Source organism: Acidovorax sp. KNOB132 (assembly GCF_057541515.1).
In genome coordinates, this window is sequence record NZ_BAAJYT010000001.1 from 20670 (window position 1) to 37383 (window position 16714).

The following is a 16714-nucleotide window of genomic DNA, read 5'->3' on the forward strand; positions in this document are numbered from 1 at the left end:
TCGGAGTCATCAGGAAAGCAGGAAGAAGCTCAGCACCACGTACATCGCGAGGAAGCGGGCGATCACGCCCAGGAACTGCCGTTGCGAAGTCCGGTGCTCGGCCCAGCCGACATAGGCCGTGCGCATGGCCCAGACGCCCCACAGCAGCAGGACGGCGAACACGAAGCTCAGCACCACGGCCGAGACGGCCGAGGGCGTGAAGCCGCCATTGGCCTGGAATGCGGCGATCTGATCGGCGCTCGCGGTCATCGCGATCGCTCCTGCTGCGGTGAAGGGCTGGTGCTCTCGCGGGCGTCCTCGCGGGTGTAATGGCCCGCCAGAGACGACGGGTCACGCGGCTGCGCGCGCTGGGGCGTGAGGTAACTGGCAAAGCCCGCTCGCATGCGGCCCACGTCGTCGCGCAGGCGGGCGTAGTCGAAGTGGTATCGGGCCGGTTGCACAGCCGCCGTTGCGTCCGATGCCAGGGCGATGCGGTCCACCTGGTCGAGCAGGCGCATGGCGCTTGCCAGTTGCTCGCGTTCGATGGCGGGATCGGCGTGCGCCGATGCGACGCCGCCACAAAGGAGTGCCACGGCCAGCACGCCGCACAGGGGGAGGTGGATGGGAGCGTCGTGGCTGGCCGTGGCACGCGAGGTCATGTCGGGTCTCCTGGGGCGGTGGGGAGACTCGATGCTGCGGCGGGGTCCGCCGGTATGCCGCCATCAATGGGGACGGGCGCGCTACCGCTTTGTCAGGGCGGCGGTATGGCGACGGAGCGGGGTGTGGTTTCCTAGAATCCAGGGAGGACCAGGACGATCCTTCGATCCGGCCCTGTTGGAGGCGATGCAATGGTTCAAAACGCGGCACTGACGCCCAAGCGGCTCGGCAAGGAAAGCCACGGGGTCTTCGATGCGAATGCCTGGATCCAGGAGGGGGATGGGCTGGTGACCACTGCACGATCGATCCGGGCCCGCTGGCTGTGCCAGCGGCGACAGATCAGGGCGCGCCCGAACCGATCCCCGCAGCCCAGCGAGTTGATCGCGCTTTCGGGAAATCCCAGGGCATCGGTCCTTCTGCTCGGTTACGCCGTCGAGATGTACCTGAAGGCAGGCTTGGCCCAATGGCTCCGGCACTGTCCCGAATCGCTGTTCGCGGCGGACACCAGGCGCTACGGCCATGACTACGCCCGGCTGGCCGATGATCTGGAGATCGATGCGTCACTCGCCCCGCGCGACCTGCTGGAGTTCCTGAGCAAGGCGGTCACGCTGGAGGCAAGGTATCCCGCTACGCCGCGCCAAGGCGAAACACCGATTGGCGCCATCAACCGCCGAACCGACGACCTGTGGAGCGGTAGCCAATTCAAGGCCCTGTGCCTCCTCGCAAAAAGACTGCGTGCCAACGTGCGTCGGATGAATGCGGACCGCGACCACCCGAGTTCAATAAAGCACTTCGAGATCCCCCCGGGCGGCTACCTGGTCATGCGCGTGGGTGGCCACCTGCCGGCGAGGGTGACCGTGCGACCGCCTGACGGACAGAAATGGGGCATTGACGAAATCAGCGAGGTGCTCCGGAGCAGTCGATCCATCGAGGTTCAACAGTGCTGGAGTCGGTGCGTGTTCTATCTCGACAAAGGCAAGAACGGTTCCTCGCAAGTTCTACCTGGGCCTTCGGAGCCCTGAGTGGCGAAGCGCCAGGGGGCAGGCAGCACGCCGCTCCTGTGCGCCGTTCTCTCGGCCGCATCGGCGCCTGAGGTCTGGCGTCAGGGAAAAAATACAGCCCTGATGTGATCCCCCGCATTGGCGTCCCAGTCTCCGTATGGATCGCCAATCCGAGCACACGATTGCACCAACGCGTAGCTGTATTCCAGCAGGGGCTGGGGCATTTCCGCATCGGGAGCAACCACGCCCGCTTGACGGGCCATGGTGAGCAGTTCGAAGAGGCCCACGTCCGGAGACCTTGCGTGATTCACGAATCCCTCCCGGGCTTGCGCCGTGATATCGGGGCTTCTCCACCCATGGCATTCGGAAGGTCGGCACTGGACTCAACTACCAAGGGCGCAATGGGGCTTGGGTGTAGAGTCTCTGGCACATGTTTGATCCATTGGGACAGATCGATCGGGGGCAGCGCCGGCCCATCGATCGATTGGCGCGGCCGCAACAGCCATAGCTGCTCATGCTCATACACGCGATCTTCAACGACATGCGTTTGCGTGCCGCGAAAAAGGAAGCCGTCGCCGACGAGATCGATCAGAACGGGGTCCAGGATTTTGCATTTTGGCGCGCACGTGGTGCCCCAGCCGACCCACAGGCTCAGGTCCCGGAGGGTTCGGCGCAGGTTGGTTTGTCGCTGTTGCCAGTAGAACAGACGCAGCTCGCCTATGAGCGGAGCGGGCCATTCATCAGGGCGCAGCCGCAGCCCGTTGCGTCGAAGTTGGATGAGTTCGCAAAACACTGTTCAAATATACAGTTATCAAACATGGCCATGGGGTGGTTCGGCGCGCTTTCCACAGAGCGCAATGCTCTTGCGCGCATGGTCTTCATCGTCGATGCCTTGCAAGCCATGTCCAGCACGCACCGCGGGCGTTTTTTTGGGCGAGCGCAGGCGCGCCGCCCCCCAAGGCCCATGGATTTGGGGGCCGTGGACGCTGATATGCCTGTCGGCGCGCAGGGGGTTCTGTCTCGATTCGTAGACAGATAGCACCGGCCGCACCGGCGCGTCGGCCCGCAGATCAAGATCGTGCTCGCGGCTCCAGCCGATCTGAGGAATGGTCCGATGACATCCGTCGTCCACAAGCTTTTGCACAAACTCGACTGGCCGCGCCGGGCCCAGGGTGGTTCGGCGACTCCCGCATCGGCGGCCCGCAACAACGACCCATTCCATGCCCAGCCGCACGTGCAGCCAGGCTCGATGCTTGACCTGATGCTCCACCTCAATTCGGACAGCCTGCCCGACTATGTGGCTGCAGTGCTTGGGGAGATCGAGCGTTGCATCGGCACGTGCACGATCCACGTCCCAGACACGAGCGAAGAGAGCATCCTCGACCAGATCCACGCGTTGAAGAACGCGCTGGCGCCCGCGGGCGCCGCGCAACTGCTGCAGGCGTGCGAGCGGCTGCGCTCGGACTTCTGCCATGGGGTGGACAGGATCGTGGTCGCGCGGCGCTACCACGCCTTGGCGAACGCAGCGCTCAAGCTCATCACGGGCTTTCGCGAAACGCTGGCCGAAGCACGGGGGGCGTGAGCCGTTATGCGAGGTGATGCAGCGCAGCTGGAGGCGCCCGGCCTGATCCTGGCGGCCAAGCAGCTCAAGAACGATCGGCTGGTCCGGATCTTTGAATCCTTCCTGGAGTACCGGGCATGCATCGGCCGCTTCATCATCCAGGCCATCGTGACGGTGTGGAGCGGTGGCTGGATGTATGGGCCGCAGCCGATCCTGCAGGAGGAGGCGCGGTCGGTGTTTCCTGTAACGGCCGCCTTGCTGGTGGTCTCGCTGGTTTGGATGGTGCTCGTGCGCCGCCGCGTCATCCCGGCGAGCGATTGGCTGGACGGCGCCGGGTTCTCCATGAACCTTCTGGTCATCGGCATACAGACCTACTACTCGTTCATCCTGCTGATCTGGCTCAACGCCTTCTTGCCCTTCATTGCCATCGCGGCCGTTGCGCGCTATGGGAAGAAAGCGATCAAGCCCGCCTTGATCGGCATCTTCGTGCTGCTGTTGTTGACGGCCCCGCAGGGATACTGGCTGTCCCGGCCGGCCTATTTCGTCTACGCGGTGGCGCTGACCGTCGTGTTGCCGCTCATGGTGGCCCGCATGGTTCTGGCCATGCAGGAGATCGCGTTCCAGGCCCTGGCGTCCCGCGAGACGCAAAGCCGCTTCATCAGCACCATGAGCCACGAACTGCGCACACCGCTCAACGCGATCATCAACTGCGCGCAACTCATCGACGCGCGCTCCCTGCAACGCGAGCAACAGGACCTGATGCAGGTGGTCAGCGCCAACGCGAACGCGCTGCGGCATCGGGTGAACGAGGTCCTTGACGTCGCCAGCATCGATGGCGACCGGCTGCGGCTGGTCGAGAAACCGCTCAACATGCGGGACGTGATGAGCACGGTGCAAGCCGTGTGCGCCAACACGGCGTCCGCGAAGGGGGTGACCATCGGATGGCAGATCGAGGCGCCCGAAACGCCGTGCCTGACGGGCGACGAGGGCCGCATCGAGCAGGTCATCACCAACCTGGTCACCAATGCCATCAAGTTCACGCCAGCGGGAGGCACGGTGGATCTGACGATCGCTGGGACACCGGTCGAAGGCCGTTGGGACATGCTGGTGACCGTCGTCGACACGGGGATAGGCATTCCAGACAGCAAGAAGGAGGCGATCTTTGCCCCGTTCCAGCAGCTCAGTTCCGGTTCGAGCCGGACAGAGGGCGGCGTGGGCCTGGGCCTGTACATCGCGCGATCGGTGTGCGAAGCCATGGGAGGGACCCTGTCGGTCAGCGACAATCCTGCAGGCGGCAGCATCTTTCGTTGGCGATTCACGGCGCCGGCAGCGGTGGTGGACAGGAGCAGGTCCCTGGACCTGCACGAGGCTTTGAGCGAGCACCGGGAGAGGGTGCCTTCGCTGCATTGCCTGGTCTTCGAAGACATGGAGATGAATCGCGTGGTCATCGACAACCTGCTGTCGCGCGCCGGTCATCGCGTGACGTTCCACGCCGATGGCCGCGACGCGGTCGGCAGAATCCAGGCGGCGGCGCCGGACATCGTATTCCTGGACCTGCACATGCCGGGAACGTCCGGCTGGGATGCATTGCACGAGGTGGCCGGCAACGTCGCCCGTCTCCCACCGATCATCGTCCTGACGGCCGACACCCGCAGCGAGTCGGTCCGGGACGCCATGTCCAGCGGCATATCGGGCTACCTGGCAAAGCCGATCAATGCACACGAACTGCTTGCCGCCATCAGGCACCATGCGGCCAGGCGGGCACCCGGGAGCGAAGGGTGAAGCCTGGCAACGAAGCGAGAGAGCGATGGCGTCTGGGCGCCGGTGTACGTACCCCTCTCGCGCTCCTGTACCTCCATGGCTTCACCGCAAGCCCCGGTGAGGCCGGCGAACTGCCCGAGCAGATGGCCGACGCAGTGGGCGCCAACCTCTGCGTGCACTGCTGGCCGGGACACGGCGAAGAGGCTGCTGACGCGATGCGTGGGCTGACCGCGGAGCGCCTGGAGGCGTCGGCGATCGAGGCCCTGGACCGCGCGTGCGAGATGGGGGAGGCCGTGGCCATCGTCGGGTCCTCCCTCGGCGCCACGCTCGGTCTCTGGCTTGCCGCCGCCCGGCCCGATGACGTGGCCGCGGTCGTGGCTTGGTCGCCTGGCGTGCAGGCCGCCGATCCCGCGCTGCTGGACCAGTTGTGTGCCGGGCACGATCCCTGGAAAGACCAGCGTCCGAGGTCGCAAGCCGTCCTCGCGTACTGGTCCGATACCGTCCATCCGGATGGCTTCGGGGCACTGCGCGAGACATTCCGGAAGAACGCTGTTGCGCCTCCTTGGCCCCGGGTACGTTGTCCGGTGTACCTGGGGTATTACCGGGATCCGGAAGGCGGTGAAGACCAGACGGCCTCCGTGCCTGCGATGCTGGCCATGTTCGATGCGCTCGGGACACCACCGGCCAACCGGCGCGCGCAGGCGTTTGCCGCGGGCGCCCACGCCATCGGCTCACCCCACAAGACGACGATCGCGGGGGCCGTGGCGACGGCCTCCGTGGAATTTATGCAGGCCTTCCTGCCGCGCGCGGCTCAAGCCAGGGCGGGGTAAGTCAGCAGCAGGAGGTGGCTCACGTTGAGAATGGCGTGGGCGGCGATGGCCCCTGGCAGCCCGTATCGGCGGTAGGCGATGCCGTAGCCAATGCCCGCGACGGCGCCCAGCATTTGCATGGCCAGGCCCTGTCCCAGGTGCGAGACGCCGAAGAGCGCGGCAGCAACCACGATCGCTATCCATTCGCCACCGCGACGGCCGGCCAGCAGACGGGCGAGGCCGCCCTGCACGTAGCCGCGGAACAAGACTTCCTCGGCGAAGCAGACCAGCAGGATGTTGTTCAGTGCCCATAGCCAGGTCGCGGGAGGGATCTTCGGCTCCACCTGCACCACGCCAGCGCTCAGGGCAAGCACCGCCAGCAGCACGAAGGTGGCCAAGCCGATGAGCATGCCCGCGCAGATGCGCCGCTTCACCGGACCGTCGTTGTCCAGCCAGGCGATTGCCGCCACGACCCATACCGCAGCCAGCGTCTTGTCGAGATTGAGGTAGGCCTTGAATGGCACCGCGCCGGTGGCGAGCGTGCCTTCCAGTGCGAGTGGGTTGTGGAAGCCGGGCGCGATGTGCTGGCGCAGGACCAGAGCGGTCAGGATAAACAGCGCATGCCCGGCGATGCGCAGTTCGCGGGGGCGGCCATCCGCGACCGCCCAGCCCGCGAACAGCAACGCTGCAAGACAGAACACGACCTGTGCGGAAATCTGTCCCACCAGCGAAGCGAGCGCGTAGCCGATACCGATCGCCCACAGACCGAGAACACGCGAGCGGTGGTGCCACAGCAGCACCGTGGCAGGAAAGATGACGGTCCAGGGAAGCCAGGTCCACCCTTCGATCAGTACCCGGAAACTCATAGATTTCCCAATAGGAAGGGAGGCAGTGGCCTGACATCATAGCCCGCACACAGATTGCGATGCATTGCTACGAATCGGCGCGCGAGGACCATGGTGTGAGCTCCAGCTTGTTCCGGGAAGAGGTTTACAAGAACAGACGCAGCCAGCTCGTCGGATCGATCCGCTTGCAGACGCCGCGCATTGGATGGGCTTTCGTGGGCTTCAGCATCGCTGCCGTTTTCGCGATCGTCATGCTGCTGTTTCTCGGGCGCTACACCCGCCACGAACCGGTGAGTGGAGCGCTGGTGCCAAGCCATGGGCTGCTGATGGTGGCAGCGCCGTCGCCAGGCACCGTCACGCGGATTCACGTGCGCGAGGGTGACCGCGTCAACGCCGGACAGCCGTTGCTGGAGATTTCCGAAACGCAAAGCAGCGCTGCGATGGGCGACGTCAATTCCGCCGTAGCAGAGCAGTTGTCCTATAAGCGCCAGAAGTTGATGGACGATCTCGCCGGTCAAGATCGGATGGGCGCCATCCAGCGCAAGGACATTCAGGAGCGGATCCAGCTGCTCCAAGGCCAGATTCGCCAGGTCGATGACCAGGCGGATCTGCAAAGCCAGCGGGCGAAAGATGCCATCGCGCTCTACGAGCAGTGGTCGAGATACCAGGACTCCGGTGTCGTCAGCCGGCAGCAGATCCTCACGCAACACGACCAGGCGTTGCAGCACCAGGCGCAGCTGAAGGATTTGCGCCGCCAGGGATTGCAGTTGCGCCAGCAACTGAACGAACTCCAGGCCCAGTGGGATCAGCTGCCCGCGGTGCTTGCGGGCAAAGACAACGAGACCGGGCGCCAGTTGGCCGACGTCATGCAACTCCAGGCCAGAAATGCCGCGCAGAACGCAGGGCTTTTGAAAGCGCCCGTCGATGGCGTGGTGACCAGTGCCCCTGTGTATGTGGGGCAGTCGGTGGGAGCACAGCAGCCGATGATGGCGGTTCTTCCCGCTTCTTCGAAGTTGCAGGCGGAGCTCTGGGTGCCGACCCAGGCGGTTGGATTCCTTCGCACCGGAGAGGAGGTCGTCATCCGGTATCGGGCCTACCCGTACCAGAAGTTCGGCCAGTACCTCGGTCGGGTACAGCAGGTGTCGCGCAGCTCGCTTTCGCCCTCGGAGGCGAACAAGACGACGGGCAAGGACATCAAGGAGGCGAGCTACCGGGTCTTGGTGGACCTGAAGAGCCAGGACGTCCAGATCTACGGCAAGCCCGAAGCGCTCCGGCCGGGGATGACGCTCGACGCGGACATCCTCCTGGACCGGCGCCGCCTGATCGAGTGGTTGTTCGAACCCCTCTACGGCTTGCAAAAGCGCTCCATCGAGGACCACCAGCATGGTTAGCGAGGGGCTGATGGGTGCGGGCAGGCACTGGGCGGATTGGCACGTGAGAAAGCGCCTTCCCATGGTGATGCAGACCGAGGCTGCAGAGTGCGCCCTGGCGTGCCTGACGATGATTGCGGGATACCACGGGCACCACGTCGATCTTGCCGGCATGCGCAGGCGGTTCAGCACGTCGCTCAAAGGCGCGACCTTGTCCCGCGTCATGCAGATCGCCAATGCCGTGGGGTTTGCCACGCGGCCGCTTCGCGCCGAGATGGAATACCTGCGCGATGCCGTCGTGCCCTGCATCCTGCACTGGAACCTCAATCACTTCGTGGTGCTGAGCCGGGTCACGAACAAGGGCATAGAGATCCATGACCCTGCGCGAGGGCGCGTCCGAATGGGGATGGACGAGGCGAGCAAGCACTTCACCGGCATTGCTTTGGAACTCATTCCCACTGAGGACTTCGAGACGACGCGGCGACCCAAGCCGATGCCGTTGCGTTCGCTGACGGGGCGCGTTTTCGGTTGGAAGCGCGCATTGCTGCAGATCGTCGGCCTTGCCGTCGGCATCGAGGTGCTGGGGCTGACCCTGCCTTTCCAGATGCAATGGGTGCTCGACCAGGTGCTGGTGACCTCGGATCGCAGCCTGCTTGCCGTGATGACGGTCGGCTTCATGCTGGTCATCGTGATCCAGTCCGGTCTCACGCTGGCGCGCGCATGGATCTTGAGCTGGCTCGGCGCGTCGCTGGGTGCGCAGTGGACAAACAACCTCTTCAGCCACCTCATGAAGCTGCCGCTGGAGTACTTCGAAAAGCGCCACATGGGCGATGTCGTCTCCCGGTTCTCCTCGGTCCACTCGATACAGTCCACGCTGACGGGCAGCTTTGTCGAGGCGATGCTCGATGGCGTGATGGGAATCCTGGCGCTGGGGATCCTCTGCATCTACAGCCTGCCTCTCACCGGCTGCGTGGTGGGCGTTTTCGCGGTCTACATTCTGCTGCGCTGGGTGATGTACCGCACGCTGTGGCGGACCACGGAGGAACAACTCGTGTACGGCGCGAAGCAGCAGACCGTGCTGATGGAGTCCGTGCGTGGCGTGCAGGCGATCAAGCTCGCGAACAAGCAGAGCGACCGCAGCGCGCGCTTGGCCAACGCGACCTACGAAATGGCAGAGCGCGACATGGTCGTTCAGCGCATCACCCTCTCGTTTGCCGTCGTCAGCCAGTGCCTGTTCGGGTTGCTTCGCGCGTCCCTCATCGCATTGGGCGCGTACTTCACGATGCAGGGCCGGTTCTCGGCCGGAATTGTCGTTGCCTTCGTGGCCTATGCGGACCAATTCTCCGCGAAGATGGGCGGTTTGGTCGACAAGCTGGTTGAGCTGAAAATGCTGCGTCTGCATGGCGAGCGCATTGCCGACATCTCGCTGGCAGCCCCGGAGCGAAATGCCTTGAGTGTGCGCAGCGGCGCGGAGGCCGGGCGCCCGAATCTGTCGCTCAAAGGGGTTTGCTTTCGCTATGCGCAGGGGGAGCCCCTGGTGCTCAATGGGGTCGACCTGGAGATTGAGGCGGGGCAGTCCCTTTGCATCGTGGGGGCCAGTGGGTGCGGCAAAAGCACATTGGCGAAGTTGTTGCTGGGACTCTTGCAGCCCAGCAGCGGCCGGATCGAAATCAACGGGACCGACATTCTTCACCATGGCCTGAGCGAATACCGCAGCCTCATCGGAACCGTGATGCAGGACGATGCCCTGTTCGCTGGCTCGATTGCCGAAAACATCTCCTTCTTCGATGAGGCTGGCAGTCTCGAAGACATCATGGCGGCGGCGCGACTGGCGCACATCCACGAGGAGATCAGCGCCATGCCGATGGGCTACGAGTCGTTCGTGGGCGACATGGGGTCCTCGCTGTCGGGTGGCCAGAAGCAGCGGGTCTTGCTGGCGAGGGCGCTGTACAAGAAGCCCAGGATTCTCGTGCTGGACGAGGCCACCAGCCATCTGGATGTGGACTGTGAGCGCCGGATCAACCATGAAATCGAGCGACTGGACATCACCAGAATCATCATTGCGCACCGGCCAGACACGATCGCCAGTGCGGATCGGGTCGTGGTCCTGCGCAGCGGTTGCGTCGTCAGCAACCGCTTGACCGAAAAGACAGGGGCGCCCGAGCCCCGGGTCCATCGCACCACCGAGATTTCAGGGTGAACCCACCCTGGATGCCGAAGGCAGCGCGGCTTTCGCTGCCACCATGTTTGTTCCTACGGAGCAGAAAGATGCAGAACGAAATCAGCACCAAGCGGTTGATGGGCTACGTGCATGCGCGCGCGCTGAGCAACGAGGAGATCTCGCAGGTTTCCGGTGGCGACGACGACGGCGACGACGGCGACAAGAAGAAGCCGAAGCGCACGAAGATCACCGTGGGCGGTGGTCCCAACGGCTCGTCGCGCACCTTCGACGACAACTGAAATCGCGTCGGGCAGCATCGTTGAAGGAGGGTCCAGTGCACTGGACCCTCTCCGATTCGGTGCCGGCACTCAGGGCAGGGACACGGCGAGCGGCATGAACCTTCTCATCATTTCCAACACGCAAGACGTCCATGCACTGGCCGTTGCCACGGCGCTCGAATCGCTGGGGCACGTCTGTGTCGTCTGGAGCGAGCCGCCCGTGGCGGGGGAGCACGTGGGCAGTGTCCGGTTCCGCCAAGGCGAGGTCCAGTGGACGGTGTGCGGACGCACGTACTTGCCAACGGATTTCGACGTCGTGTGGCTGCGCCGCATTGGAAAGATGGAACTGCCGGACTGGCTGCACCCCGATGACCGGAGATTTGCTGCGGTGGACAACGCCGCGTTCTTCGGATTCTTCTGGTCGCCCCTGGGGGCGTCGGCGCGCTGGCTGCATTCGCCAGCGGTTCGTTGGAACGGGGAAAGCAAAATCCAGCAGCTGCGCCAGGCATCGCTGGTAGGGTTCCAGATTCCGGACACATTGATCAGCAACGACCCGGAGGCCATCCGGCAATTCGTCCTTGACCGAAGTGCAGATGGGCCGGGGGCGATTTTCAAGACCTTCGGTTCGATGACGTGGATCGAGAAGGACGGGGTGCGCGAGAACTACACGTCGGGTATTGCCGCCGATGATCTGACGGACCCAGACACCATTCGGGCCGTACCCGCCATCTACCAATCTCGCATCGAAAAACAGTATGAAATCCGCTCAACCTTCTTCGGGGGGCGGGAATATTCCGTGCGCATCGACTCCCAGGCCGATGCTGTCGGCAGGATCGACTGGCGAGCGATAGACGACCTTCAAGGCGTCCTGAGTCCGATCGAACTGCCGGCCGAAATCCATGGCAAGTGCCTTGAGTTCATGCGGGCAATGGCACTGGATATGGGGTGCTTCGATTTCATCGTGGATCGCTCTGGAAATTGCATTTTCGTGGAGGTCAATCAGCAGGGGCAATTCCTCTGGGTGGAGGACTACGTTCCCTCCATGAGGGTTCTTGGCGGGTTCTGTGACTTTGTCATCGGACTGTCGTCCGACGCGAGCCCGCCACCGTCGGCTGACTCGAACGGGATCGAGTTGCAAGCCATCTGCACGTCCCATCGCTACGCGCAACTGGCGACCCAGCTCAGCAGTGCCGGCGCGGTGGATACGAGGTATTCTTGATTTTCAGACAGGGTGCCGCTGAATGTCCCGACTCGTAGCGATTTCGACTTGTCTCGTTCTGGGCCTCATGGCCCAGGTGCCATTCGCGCACAGTGCGGAAGGTCCCGGGTCCGCGCTGCGAGATCAACTCCTCGCTCTGAAAGCGCGCGCCAGCGAACGTCCCCTCAATCGCGAAGAGTTGGATGCGCTGAAGAAGGTGCTGGAGGGCGGTGTCCCGTCCGAGGGGCAGGTGGGGTGCGACGTGCTCAATGCCATGGGGCCGGTGATCCTGGCCTCCGGTGGGGACAAGGCACTCCAGCGGAAGGTGGTCGATGCGCTCTACGAGCGCGTCGGTGACGACATTGACCCCAGAGGTTACGCCGAGCTGGCCGACCGTCTGTCCGTCGCACGTGGAAAGAAGCAAACCTATGGCGCCATCCCGGAGCTCAAGGATGGGCTGCTGGGTCTGCCGAAAGGCCTGGACGAGAGGACCGTCAACCAGCATCGCGATGAAATCGGACTGGCGCCGGTCGCTCTGGATCTGCGGGCGGCCAACGATCTGCTATCGGTGGGTGTGCCGCACGACGCGGTGGTGGCTGCGTCTGGCCTCTGCCAACGTCCCGTGCCGATGACCCACCCTGATTTGCGGCGGGCCCTGGATGAGCGGTACCAGCGGGACCAGTCCTTGCGCGAGGCATGGGATAACGCGGCGACGGATGCCGATTCCGCCGAAGCCAAGGCGGTCAATGCGGACGACGCCAAGAACAGCCAGTTCGTCGCAGAGGTCCTTCGGCAGCATGGATTTCCGAGCCAGGCGATGGTGGGTCGCAAGGGCGTCGGCGAGTTCTACCTGCTCGTGCAACATTCCCATAGCCCTGAGCTGATGCAGGACGCACTCATCCACGCTCGCCCCCTCGTGCTCCGGGGCGAACTGGCGCGCCACGATTACGCCCTCATGATCGATCGTCTGAGGATGTACCAGGGAAAGCCCCAGATCTATGGGTCACAAATCGGTGAAGAGAATGGAAAGCTCGAGCCTTATCCCATCGAAGACAGACCGGGAATCGACCGCAGGCGCGAGGCCATGGAGATGGAACCGTTCGATTCGTATTTCCGCTCGATGCAGAGTGAATGAGAGCCCTTGGGTGCTCGTTCATGGATCTTCAAGGTGGTTATTGATGAAGGCTGATGGGTGGCAAGGGCCATGACGGAACCGATCTCCGATACCAAGCCGGTCAACCGATTGTCGTCTGCAGGCGCACGATCCAAGCACCTTGAAAGGACGGACCAGCAGCACTTTCGCTATCTCATTGCCGACGACCATCCTTCGGTGACGTTCGCGGTAGGGCAGTTGCTGGCCGAGGTCATCGGAGTGCCTCCATCGCAGTGTTCCACGTTCGCCGGCAGTGCGGAACTGCTGGACGCGTGTGCGGGGCCTTCGGCCGAAGTGCGTGTGGTGGTGCTCGATCTGGTGATGCCTGGGGCGGTCAAGCGGGCCAAGCTGGTGCAGGCGCTGCTGCGGGCCGATCCTGAAGCCCGCGTGCTCGTCTACACCGCGGATGAAAGTGCGTTTCTGGCCAAGGCCGTCATCGATGCCGGTGCCATGGGATACGTTGCCAAGACCAGCCCCGCCGCGGAACTCATGGAGGCCATCGTTGCGGTTTGCGGCGGCCAATACCACTTGGATGGTCGCATTGATCTGCAATCCATCCAGTCGCATTCCTGGGCATCGCTGACGGCGGCAGAGAAGGCGGTGTTGCTCGCGCTCTGTCGCGGAGAGAGGGCGCAGGAGATCGTGTCGCGCACGGGGCGCAGTTACGCCACTGTGACCACGCACAAGTACAACGGCCTCAGGAAGCTGGGGTTACGCGATGGGGGCGATCTGCTCCCTTATCTGTATACGAACGGGCTGCTGTACGAACTCGATGGAGAACCGGGGTGCTGGTGAAGATGCCAGCGCTTCATCGGGCGGCTGTCTGGCTGAGTGTCTGGGGGACCCAGGCCCGATAGCCACACCTCGCGGAACGGGAGCAATCGAACCTGCGTGCGTTATAGCGGTGGGCCTCCAGGGACCCGATCTTGCACTTGGGGCACGCTACCCGCTGCGCGTCCAGGTTGACCCATTCGATGAAGGGGTGCCGTTCCGAAAGTGCCGCCAGTTCTAGGGCATATTCGCTCGGCGCCTCGCCATTGGCCAGGATCACCACCTGGTGCTTGGCCCGGGTGAGACCCACGTAGAGCAGACGGCGTTCTTCTTCGTTCTCGTTGGCGAGCTTGGGCAAGACCAGGTCCAGCAACGGCTCCGGTGCGCGTTCGTCCGGGAAGCCCCGAAAGCCGGAATCGAGTCCCACCAGCACCACGAAATCGGCCTCCAGGCCCTTGGACCCGTGCAGGCTCATGACCTGCACTTGCAGCTTGCCGTCGTATCTGACTTTCAGCGCCTTGATCGCTTCCTCCGAGTCCAGTCCCTGCGGCGCCGTCGTTTCGGCGGTCGTGCGGGTGAGGATCTGCACAGTCGGAAGTGCGAGGCCAAGGGCTTTGCCGGTGTCGATCAGGCTTGCCAGCTGCGTCTCCAGCGCCGGCATCCTGTGCGCCGCACCGGGCTTGTGAAGAACGACACGCACGCACTGGGTCAGCCGATCTGGTCGGGCATGCACGGGCTTGTCGAACTGGTTGGCATTCTTCAGCACCAGTTCGCGGGCCAGCGTAGCGATCCCGCTGGAACAGCGGAACGTGCGCGACAGCACCAACTGGCGCTCATGGCGCCCGAAATGGTCGCCGATGTTCTTGAAGATGCCGACGTCGGATCCTGAGAACCGATTGATCGTCTGCCAGTCATCGCCCACGCAGAACACGATCGACTCGTCTGGGGCCTGGTCCAGGACGGACTTCACCAGGTTCGCGCGCAGGCGTGCGATGTCCTGGAACTCGTCCACCAGGACGAACCGATAGGGCGTCTGGACACGACCGCTTTGCAGCGCGGTCACCGCCTCGCGCAGCATGTCGGCGTAGTCGATCTTGCCGGCGTCCTTCAACGCTTGCTGGTAGGCATGGAACACGGAAAACGCCACCTTCAGGAAAAGGCCCGCGCGCCACGGGTTGGGGTGTTGTTCTGCTTCCTTCAAGACCTGTTCTTCCGTGAGGCCCGAGTCCTTGAAGCGCAGGACGAAGTCCATGATGAGCTTCTCGCGGTCATCGAGGGGGCCGAAGCTGGCGATCGCCCGCCGGTACACGTCCGCGGACGGTGCACCCACCGCGATGCCGGCGTCCTTGAGCGACTGCTCCAGATAGGCCCACAGCGTGCCATCGCGCAACTGGGCCGAGGTGGTCTCGAAGAAGACGACGGGCTTCCTGGTGCGCTGGCTGCTCGCGACCCGCTTCTTGAACATCGCTCGCTTGCTACGGGCCTGCGCTTCGTACTCGTCGCCACCCATCCATGCGGGTGCTCGCCCATTCCTGTCCAATCCGAAATGCTCGTGCACTATGAGCACGTCGCGCTGTGTGCCATCGCGCAGGCGCTGAGTCTTGCGATAGGTGAAGTCTGGCTTGTAGGGGCGCGGCTTCCCCGAGGAGGGAAACACGCCGAGCCCGAGCAGTTCCGCGCCGTCCCAGTCGGGCAATTCATAATCGAATGGAATGCCCCGCAGAACCAGCCAGTTCACGATGCTACGCTCTTCCAGGGAGCGCACCGGGGTTACCGGGTCCAGGGTGGGGATGGTGGGCTTGTAGCTTTCCTTTCCCTCTTCTCTCTTCGCCTTGATGCGCTGCCGACAGCACTCCTCGTAGCGCCGGGCGCATTCCTCCAGATCGCCGGTCACGCCGAACGGGCTGGGGTCTTCGAAGGGCGCGAACAGGAGCCAGTCGGCGAGCGCCTGCTGAAAGGCGAGGTCCTCGTCCTTAAGGCGTGCAATGACCGCGCGCAGGAAGCGCCCTTCTTCTCCGGCATCCTCCTCCAGCACGCGCGGCCGGATGCCTTCGCCATGGGCCTCCACCAGCACAGAAAGCCCAAAGGAATGGAAGGTCTTCGACGCGACCGACACCTCGCGCTTGATGGCCTTCGAGAGCTTCTCGGACAACCGCGTCTGCAGGCTCTTGGCGGCCTCCTTGTTGTAGGCGAGGGCGAGGATCTCGTGGTCCTTGAACATCCCGGACTTGAGCGCAAAGCCGATCTTACCGACGATGCACGAACTCTTGCCGGAACCTGCGGCGGCAACGACCAGGGTGGCATCCTCGAACACCAGCGCGGCGGATGTTTGCTCGGCAGTCAGCTCGCCGCTTTCGACCGCTTTGAAGTAGGGGGCCTCCGCCAGGGACTGATGCGCGAGATATCGCTCGTTGTGCTCTCCGCGCGAGGCCTCGGGTTCGAGCACAAACCGGGCGAGGCCATCCAGCTCTTCCTTCAACGACCGAGCCTGTTCCCTGTCACTGCGCGCAAGCAGGGGGTGCTGGTGCAGTGTGGCCAAGACCGGGACCATCTTCCGGATCGTTTCCGAGTGGTCCCTGGTGATCCGCCCGGCCTGGGAGTGCCTGACGTACCGGTCCGATCGATAGGTGCCCTCGGCGTCGATTCGAAGCGGGACCAGCGCCTGGTCGGCCGCGTCCAGCGCGCGTGCCAGTTCCCGGTGCACACGCTGCAGCGTCGCCTTGCGCGCCTGGGCGCGGATGTCGTTGGGCAGGGCGAAGGACCAGTGACGCTCTTCCTTGCCTGATCGGTAGGTCAGAACGAGGTGCCCGCGGTCCAGCCACCGCGGCAGGAACCAGGTCGGCGCTCTGTCCTGCACCGCCGACAGTTGCCAGTACCGCACGTCCTGCCCTTCCACCGTCACCGCATTGGCGGAAATCTCCAGGACGACCGGCCTGCGAAAGCAGAACCACACGTCACGCCATGACTCCTTGACCGTCACGGTCGGCAGAGCCGCCGGCCGTTCTCCTTTGTTCTTCACTTCCACCCGCATTCCCCCCTTTATGGGCGCAGATGGTAAGCGACGCCCTCGCTGGGGGCGCCCGGCGGGCGCGGCAACTGTGATGGTGCTCTGGCTTTCGGTCGTGCTCGCGTTTCGAGGTGGGGACGACATCTTCTCCATTCGTCTTTTC

General features: G+C 63.9%; 16 protein-coding genes. 11 read left to right on the forward strand and 5 right to left on the reverse strand.

What is annotated here, in order from left to right:
* Window positions 1–9: 9 nt before the first annotated feature.
* Both AC27IO_RS00110 and AC27IO_RS00115 read right to left on the reverse strand, forming a co-directional pair.
* Window positions 10–249: a TIGR03758 family integrating conjugative element protein gene (locus AC27IO_RS00110; RefSeq protein ID WP_498736531.1), complete on the reverse strand. Its 240-nt coding sequence runs from the start codon at window positions 247–249 to the stop codon at window positions 10–12.
* Window positions 246–638: an integrative conjugative element protein, RAQPRD family gene (locus tag AC27IO_RS00115; protein ID WP_498736533.1), complete on the reverse strand. Its 393-nt coding sequence runs from the start codon at window positions 636–638 to the stop codon at window positions 246–248. Before AC27IO_RS00115 ends, AC27IO_RS00110 begins: the two co-directional genes overlap by 4 nt.
* A 189-nt stretch (window positions 639–827) precedes the next feature.
* Here AC27IO_RS00115 and AC27IO_RS00120 point away from each other — a divergent pair, with 189 nt between their 5' ends.
* Window positions 828–1658, forward strand: a complete 831-nt coding sequence (locus AC27IO_RS00120; RefSeq protein WP_498736536.1) for a hypothetical protein — start codon at window positions 828–830, stop codon at window positions 1656–1658.
* An 80-nt stretch (window positions 1659–1738) separates the two neighbouring features.
* On the opposite strand, the gene AC27IO_RS00125 is transcribed toward AC27IO_RS00120, so the two are convergent.
* Complete coding sequence (locus AC27IO_RS00125) at window positions 1739–1924, reverse strand: hypothetical protein (protein ID WP_498736538.1); 186 nt, start codon at window positions 1922–1924, stop codon at window positions 1739–1741.
* A gap of 227 nt (window positions 1925–2151) precedes the next feature.
* Between AC27IO_RS00125 and AC27IO_RS00130 the strand changes: the two genes are divergently transcribed.
* The 4 genes from AC27IO_RS00130 (at window position 2152) to AC27IO_RS00145 (ending at window position 5789) form a co-directional block, all read left to right on the forward strand.
* Window positions 2152–2676 (forward strand): hypothetical protein, encoded by a 525-nt coding sequence (locus AC27IO_RS00130; protein WP_498736540.1) that lies wholly within the window; start codon window positions 2152–2154, stop codon window positions 2674–2676.
* A 75-nt stretch (window positions 2677–2751) separates the two neighbouring features.
* The gene (locus AC27IO_RS00135; protein ID WP_498736542.1) at window positions 2752–3219 is read left to right on the forward strand and encodes a hypothetical protein; all 468 of its coding nucleotides are present in this window, start codon (window positions 2752–2754) and stop codon (window positions 3217–3219) included.
* A gap of 147 nt (window positions 3220–3366) precedes the next feature.
* On the forward strand, window positions 3367–4980 hold the full coding sequence (locus AC27IO_RS00140) for an ATP-binding response regulator (protein ID WP_498736544.1): 1614 nt from the start codon (window positions 3367–3369) through the stop codon (window positions 4978–4980).
* A complete protein-coding gene (locus AC27IO_RS00145; protein WP_498736546.1) occupies window positions 4977–5789 on the forward strand; it encodes an alpha/beta hydrolase in 813 nt (270 codons plus the stop codon). The genes AC27IO_RS00140 and AC27IO_RS00145 overlap by 4 nt, the downstream gene beginning before the upstream one ends.
* On the opposite strand, the gene AC27IO_RS00150 is transcribed toward AC27IO_RS00145, so the two are convergent.
* Window positions 5771–6634 carry a CPBP family intramembrane glutamic endopeptidase gene (locus tag AC27IO_RS00150; RefSeq protein ID WP_498736548.1) on the reverse strand — a complete coding sequence of 288 codons (864 nt, stop codon included), beginning with the start codon at window positions 6632–6634 and terminating at the stop codon, window positions 5771–5773. The two genes, AC27IO_RS00145 and AC27IO_RS00150, sit on opposite strands and share 19 nt — an antisense overlap.
* A gap of 95 nt (window positions 6635–6729) precedes the next feature.
* Here AC27IO_RS00150 and AC27IO_RS00155 point away from each other — a divergent pair, with 95 nt between their 5' ends.
* From AC27IO_RS00155 to AC27IO_RS00180, 6 genes are all read left to right on the forward strand, one after another.
* Window positions 6730–8004, forward strand: coding sequence for an HlyD family secretion protein (locus tag AC27IO_RS00155; protein ID WP_498736550.1), 1275 nt, complete (start codon window positions 6730–6732; stop codon window positions 8002–8004).
* Between the two features lie 61 nt (window positions 8005–8065).
* The gene (locus AC27IO_RS00160) at window positions 8066–10183 is read left to right on the forward strand and encodes a peptidase domain-containing ABC transporter (RefSeq protein WP_498736552.1); all 2118 of its coding nucleotides are present in this window, start codon (window positions 8066–8068) and stop codon (window positions 10181–10183) included.
* 68 nt (window positions 10184–10251) lie between these two features.
* On the forward strand, window positions 10252–10443 hold the full coding sequence (locus AC27IO_RS00165; RefSeq protein ID WP_498736554.1) for a hypothetical protein: 192 nt from the start codon (window positions 10252–10254) through the stop codon (window positions 10441–10443).
* Between the two features lie 94 nt (window positions 10444–10537).
* Complete coding sequence (locus AC27IO_RS00170; protein WP_498736556.1) at window positions 10538–11641, forward strand: ATP-grasp domain-containing protein; 1104 nt, start codon at window positions 10538–10540, stop codon at window positions 11639–11641.
* A 22-nt stretch (window positions 11642–11663) separates the two neighbouring features.
* On the forward strand, window positions 11664–12755 hold the full coding sequence (locus tag AC27IO_RS00175; protein WP_498736558.1) for a DUF6624 domain-containing protein: 1092 nt from the start codon (window positions 11664–11666) through the stop codon (window positions 12753–12755).
* Between the two features lie 69 nt (window positions 12756–12824).
* Window positions 12825–13568 carry a response regulator gene (locus AC27IO_RS00180; protein ID WP_498736560.1) on the forward strand — a complete coding sequence of 248 codons (744 nt, stop codon included), beginning with the start codon at window positions 12825–12827 and terminating at the stop codon, window positions 13566–13568.
* Between the two features lie 13 nt (window positions 13569–13581).
* Here AC27IO_RS00180 and AC27IO_RS00185 read toward each other — a convergent pair whose 3' ends face one another.
* Complete coding sequence (locus AC27IO_RS00185) at window positions 13582–16569, reverse strand: UvrD-helicase domain-containing protein (RefSeq protein WP_498736562.1); 2988 nt, start codon at window positions 16567–16569, stop codon at window positions 13582–13584.
* Window positions 16570–16714 lie beyond the last annotated feature (145 nt).

Bases quoted from the DNA above. Each gene is read 5' to 3' on its own strand.
- AC27IO_RS00160 (WP_498736552.1), top strand. From the start codon at position 8,066: ATGGTGATGCAGACCGAGGCTGCAGAGTGCGCCCTGGCGTGCCTGACG.
- AC27IO_RS00115 (WP_498736533.1), bottom strand. From the start codon at position 638: ATGACCTCGCGTGCCACGGCCAGCCACGACGCTCCCATCCACCTCCCC.
- AC27IO_RS00165 (WP_498736554.1), top strand. From the start codon at position 10,252: ATGCAGAACGAAATCAGCACCAAGCGGTTGATGGGCTACGTGCATGCG.
- AC27IO_RS00120 (WP_498736536.1), top strand. From the start codon at position 828: ATGGTTCAAAACGCGGCACTGACGCCCAAGCGGCTCGGCAAGGAAAGC.
- AC27IO_RS00130 (WP_498736540.1), top strand. From the start codon at position 2,152: ATGCTCATACACGCGATCTTCAACGACATGCGTTTGCGTGCCGCGAAA.
- AC27IO_RS00170 (WP_498736556.1), top strand. From the start codon at position 10,538: ATGAACCTTCTCATCATTTCCAACACGCAAGACGTCCATGCACTGGCC.
- AC27IO_RS00110 (WP_498736531.1), bottom strand. From the start codon at position 249: ATGACCGCGAGCGCCGATCAGATCGCCGCATTCCAGGCCAATGGCGGC.
- AC27IO_RS00175 (WP_498736558.1), top strand. From the start codon at position 11,664: ATGTCCCGACTCGTAGCGATTTCGACTTGTCTCGTTCTGGGCCTCATG.
- AC27IO_RS00135 (WP_498736542.1), top strand. From the start codon at position 2,752: ATGACATCCGTCGTCCACAAGCTTTTGCACAAACTCGACTGGCCGCGC.
- AC27IO_RS00180 (WP_498736560.1), top strand. From the start codon at position 12,825: ATGACGGAACCGATCTCCGATACCAAGCCGGTCAACCGATTGTCGTCT.
- AC27IO_RS00150 (WP_498736548.1), bottom strand. From the start codon at position 6,634: ATGAGTTTCCGGGTACTGATCGAAGGGTGGACCTGGCTTCCCTGGACC.